Consider the following 4,648-nt stretch of genomic DNA (forward strand, 5'->3'; position numbering starts at 1 on the left):
GTCGGGCTACGCCCTCCCTACGTCACGAGCCCGGCGAAGCTCTCTCATCCTGATTGACGCTGCACTTCCATCCTGATTGCCGCGCCGCACGCTTGACCGCCTCGGCGGCGATTGGCGCCTTGCTGAGCCGTGCCAGATCAAAGAACTTACGTCTGCTGTGAGCCCAGCATGCGGCCTCGATGATCGGGCCGCCCTTGCGATTGGCCTCGTAGAGCCTGCCAAAGCCGGCGTAGGCGTCGGCCTGCATCAGTCCGGCATAGCCCGCCAGATGCTGCTCCGGATGCGCACCGCCCCGATCGGGCGAGTAGAAGAACACGGCCGCCGGCGGATCTGGGCCGGCAAACGGACGGTCGTCGCGCACGTAGGTCCAGAGCCGTCCGGTCCGGGTCTTGCCTTTGGCCAGGACTGGCACCGTGGTGTCATCGGCGTGGATGCGCTCGGCTGCGAAGACGTGGCTCTGGATCGCATTGACCAAAGGCATCAGGCTTGCGGCGGAGGCACCTACCCAGTCCGCGAGCGTCGAGACGTCGAGGTCGATGCCCTCACGCTGGTAGACCTCGCTCTGACGATGAAGCGGCAGGTGCAGGCCGTACTTGGCGAACAGGACATGGGCCAGCAGCTTGGACCCTGCACGCCCGCGCGCAATTGGATGCGAGGGGGCCGGCGGTTGGCTGATCGCTTCGCAGGCCCGGCAGACGAGCTTCTCGCGCACGTGCTGGATCACCTTCCACTGGCGCGGAACGAGCTCCAGCGTCTCGGTTACGTCCTCGCCAATCTTGCGCAATCGGCTGTCGCCGCAGCATGGGCAGGTGGCCGGCACCGGATAGATAATGCGCTCCCGCGGCAAATGCTCCGGCAGCGCCCGACGGGCTGGCTTGCGGCGCTCGAACGATGGCACCGCAATCTTCTTGGCTGCCATCTGCGCCGCGGTCTCAGCTTGAGCCGCGTTCTCCTCCAGGTCGGCGAGCTGTAGCTCGAGCTGGTCCAGCAATGCGCCTCGCTCGGAGGACTGTCCGAACTGCTCGTGCCGGAGCTTCTTGATCGTGAGCTTGAGCTTCTCGATGAGCAAGGCCCCCGCCTGGGCCTCGGCTTCCACGGCCAACCGGGCCGCTCGCTCGGCGCGCAGCATCGCCTGCAGCGTGGTCACATCGTCGGGAAGAGAATCATCGGCGCCCATCGCCGACCAGAGAATCACAAGGCGCGGTCTCTGTCCGGACCGCTGATCGTGCCACCGATTCAAATCCCGGCGATCAGCCAGCCGCCTGCGGTCGCCAGGTCTGTTGTGGCATCCGCCAGTCGATGCCCTCCAGCAGGTAGCCAAGCTGGGCTGGGGTGATTGTCACCACGCCATCAGCCGACGACGGCCACAAGAAGCGGCCGCGCTCCAGCCGCTTGGCATAAAGCGACATGCCCAGTCCATCGTGCCAAAGGATCTTAATCAGCTTGCCGCTCTTGCCTCGGAAGACATAGAGATCGCCCCCGTGCGGATCTCGCGTGAACGCTTCCTGCACCAGCAAGGCCAGCGAGTTCATGCCGCGACGCATATCGGTGTGGCCGGTCGCAATCCACACCCGCACGCCCGACGCAATGGGGATCACCGCGGCCGTCCATCTGCCAGTGCCGCCACGGCGGCCTTCAGCGTCGCCGCATCGACCGTGCCCGTGATCCGCATCCGAGCCCCGGCCGCAAACTCGATCTCGATCGACCCGCTGCTGCTGGACGGCGCGACTGGACAAGGCATCCGCCCTCATTCCGCGACCACTACCGCCGGTACGAAGACAGGTTGATCGGCGGCATCCTTCGGCTCAGACCGAAACGACCGTCGCCATCGCAGCAGCAATGAGCGCGAAACTCCGTACTGCCGCGCGGTTGCAGCGACCTGGCGCGGCGCCTGTAAGCTCTCCAGGACGATCTTGAGCTTCTCATCCTCGGACCAGCGTCGCCGCCGGCCTGTGTCCACCACCTCAAGCCGTTCGACTTGGGCACTGCGCCTATCACTGTCCATAAGGACAGTTCTCAACAATACGCCTCATTCGGCAAGGCGGCCCTCACCGGGCGGATACTTTGGGGCATATGGGCATCCACGACCAGGCAGGAGGTATTGCGAATATTCGGCCCGGACAAAAACAAGTGGCAATCGGGGGGCGTTCGGTCTCCAGCTCCGGGCAGTGTCTCGGAGCGGACGCGTAGAACTTCCGGCCTCAGGAATCATCCTCTGGGGCCGGCCTTTTGCCAATTGCAGGACTTTGCGCCGACTCCAGTTCCTGCAAGCCTTAAGCAGGTGGAGCGCAGTTATCAAAGTCCTCCACTCCGTCAGGGTGAGTTTGCTCCCGTCAAGTCAGCGCCGCGCTTTCAGGGCGATGCCCACCATTCGTCGGGAAATGCCTCCAGCAAAGTCCAATCCACTTCGTTGTCGTTTGCGGGCTGCGGGAAACCAGTTCTGTGGATTGTCGCGATGAAAGGAACCCGAGGCGTTCGAGGCTCGGATCGACTCGGAGCTGCCTTGCTATGATCGTTCAACAATTGCTCCCGAAATTTCCGCATTGGGGTGGAAATTCGAAGCGCGTCGTTCTGTCCTAGCGTTGCGCATGTTGAGCCGCGACGTGACTTCCTAGCAACACGCTGCCTTCGCTCAGGTCTGGATGAGTATTCTGACGCAGAAAAAGACGCCGGCCCAGAGCAGCAGGCCGACCGCACCGCCAATTAGAAGGCCACGAAAAAAGCGTCTGCCATCATCTTCATCAGCGCCCCGGTGGCGTAGTGAACAATCGCCTTCTGACAGTCGCGCCTGCGGCTGACGTAGACCTTCTTCATGCAGTAGTATTCGGCTCCGGTGTCTGCCGGGGCAAGTCCCTCAAGAGTGTGCCAGATGTACTCTTCCGAGGTAGCTGTTGAAGGTCTGAACCATCCACTCCCTTCAGGGGCAAGCGGCCCGTGGCCACTGACTATTGTGCCTGGTCCTCTGCCGGGTGCGGCAGTGGCCCTCGTGGTCCAGAACCGATTCGAGGTCGCGCATATCAATCCGCCCGCCCCAGGCCGCGCATTTAATGAAATGTTCTGCTTCATCTGCCGGCGGCTTGTCGGTGCGTTCGCCGATGAACTTGCCTCTCGGTACCTTCATACGGTCCTCCCTCTCGATCTGCACGGCTGAACGACGGGTGACGGATGTCCGTTCCTCGCGTGTTCCTCAGGGGGACCGGACTGCCGGCGATCAGCGTGCAGAGAGCACCGTCGCCGCACTTCATGGGCTTGAAAATTTCAACGGGGTTAAAGTCCCGAGCCGCTGCTATGGGGGGATCTCAAAGCGAAGGCGTAACGATGGTGACGATCAGCGAGATGACGACGGCCCGGCAATCGATGGTGGCGTCACGATCGCGACCGCAGCGCCGATGGCGCCGGCGTCGTTCGTCTTTCCGACCGGCCGGGGATGGTGCAGAAGTCTCGAACGGTACGTAGGTCGATGCCGGGGCGCAGCCGCTCGTCCCACCGCGCGCATCCGACGTCGCGCTCCGTCGGTGGTCAGGATCACGGGCATCGCTTTGGGTGGATCGACTCTACCACAACGTTTGGTGCCGTGGTCAGGAAGCCACCGGCGCTTACAGCCGTATGCGTTTCTCGATATCCGCCATCGTTTTGGCGAACGCTTTGCGCAGCTGCTGCGCGTGAGCTGCGCACTCCGGTTCACTGAGATATGCAATCTTGATCAGCAGCCTGTTCAACAGATGTGTGATCCGTAGATTTTCCGAGTGTCGGGAGCGCAGCGCCGTGATCTGCCGGCGCATCTCTGCGAGGTCGAGAGTCTCGTGTTTCGATGGCCTCTTCAAAACGACACTCGCGCGTGTGGCCAGCGAACGAAGCCAACGCGCCGAGTATGATGTCGCGAAGGCTTCGCCTGGGTGGACCCGGACGGGGCAATGTCCGGTGCGCCAAGGTAGCGCTCCAATGCGCCGCCGCAATCACAGTCTCAAATTAAGATTGATGTCCGAGCGGCGAGTTAATTCTGGAACTGGTCAGGCCTAGTCTGCTCATGATGCTTCTGCCGGTGGCTGAAAGCCTTCTCATCGGTTGCGAGCGGTACGTAGTGACGATCGCCCGGTTCATCCGCAATGACTTCCGGAATTGCCGAGCCCGTTCTCTTCATCGCTTCGGCCATGAGCTCACGTCAGCGCGTTCAGCATCATTCAGCCTCCGCGCATCTGACATATTTCTATTCCTCCATTATCTAGCGTTATCGTCGTCCCAAGGCAGGGATCCGATTGAACAGAAATCTATCGGGAGCAGATTTGCAAAGACGCTACGCTAGGCAGGAAGCCTTGAGCACCGCTACTATCAAGTCCAACTCCCGAGTTCCTGCCGGCGCGCCGCCCGTTAACCAAGATTATCGAGGCGCCTTAATCTAGTACCCCCTTTCCTTAGAGGGTGAGTCATGATTCAAGATCGGGATGGTACCCGAAGCAAGAGAAGTTCAGCTTTCGCGGAAAGATCGCAAGGTGCTTGAGGCGCGTTGTCGCTCGCCGGTGACATTGCAGCGCGATTTAAAGCGGGCGCGGATCGTTCTATTGGCGGCGGACGGACGCAGCACCCGGTCGATTGCCAAGGAAGTTGGGGTCCAGCCGCGGATTGTCAGCCGTTGGCGGCATCGCTATGC

At 61.8% G+C, this 4,648-nt stretch carries 6 protein-coding genes; 1 reads left to right on the forward strand and 5 read right to left on the reverse strand.

The genetic code is table 11. The annotated features are described in order from the left end of the window. Positions 1-22: 22 nt before the first annotated feature. From tnpC to AC0L2O_RS35955, 5 genes are all read right to left on the reverse strand, one after another. A complete protein-coding gene (tnpC, locus tag AC0L2O_RS35935) occupies positions 23-1,177 on the reverse strand; it encodes an IS66 family transposase (RefSeq protein ID WP_473373092.1) in 1,155 nt (384 codons plus the stop codon). Between the two features lie 73 nt (positions 1,178-1,250). Beyond that, complete coding sequence (tnpB, locus tag AC0L2O_RS35940) at positions 1,251-1,598, reverse strand: IS66 family insertion sequence element accessory protein TnpB (protein WP_247333956.1); 348 nt, start codon at positions 1,596-1,598, stop codon at positions 1,251-1,253. Beyond that, entirely contained in the window at positions 1,595-1,741 is a 147-nt protein-coding gene (locus tag AC0L2O_RS35945; protein ID WP_473373088.1) for a hypothetical protein, read from the reverse strand. The genes tnpB and AC0L2O_RS35945 overlap by 4 nt, the downstream gene beginning before the upstream one ends. Positions 1,742-1,747: 6 nt before the next feature. After that, on the reverse strand, positions 1,748-2,005 hold the full coding sequence (tnpA, locus tag AC0L2O_RS35950) for an IS66-like element accessory protein TnpA (protein ID WP_473373089.1): 258 nt from the start codon (positions 2,003-2,005) through the stop codon (positions 1,748-1,750). 1,989 nt (positions 2,006-3,994) lie between these two features. Next, the gene (locus AC0L2O_RS35955; protein WP_473373090.1) at positions 3,995-4,153 is read right to left on the reverse strand and encodes a hypothetical protein; all 159 of its coding nucleotides are present in this window, start codon (positions 4,151-4,153) and stop codon (positions 3,995-3,997) included. Positions 4,154-4,442: 289 nt separating this feature from the next. Here AC0L2O_RS35955 and AC0L2O_RS35960 point away from each other — a divergent pair. Then, the coding region (locus AC0L2O_RS35960) for a helix-turn-helix domain-containing protein (protein WP_473373091.1) at positions 4,443-4,648 on the forward strand (206 nt) is incomplete at its 3' end.

The organism is Bradyrhizobium sp. Kon10 (genome assembly GCF_055807395.1).

Excerpts from the sequence above, each read along its gene's own strand:
- tnpA (WP_473373089.1), bottom strand. The coding sequence starts at position 2,005 with ATGGACAGTGATAGGCGCAGTGCCCAAGTCGAACGGCTTGAGGTGGTG.
- tnpC (WP_473373092.1), bottom strand. The coding sequence starts at position 1,177 with ATGGGCGCCGATGATTCTCTTCCCGACGATGTGACCACGCTGCAGGCG.
- AC0L2O_RS35945 (WP_473373088.1), bottom strand. The coding sequence starts at position 1,741 with ATGCCTTGTCCAGTCGCGCCGTCCAGCAGCAGCGGGTCGATCGAGATC.
- AC0L2O_RS35955 (WP_473373090.1), bottom strand. The coding sequence starts at position 4,153 with ATGGCCGAAGCGATGAAGAGAACGGGCTCGGCAATTCCGGAAGTCATT.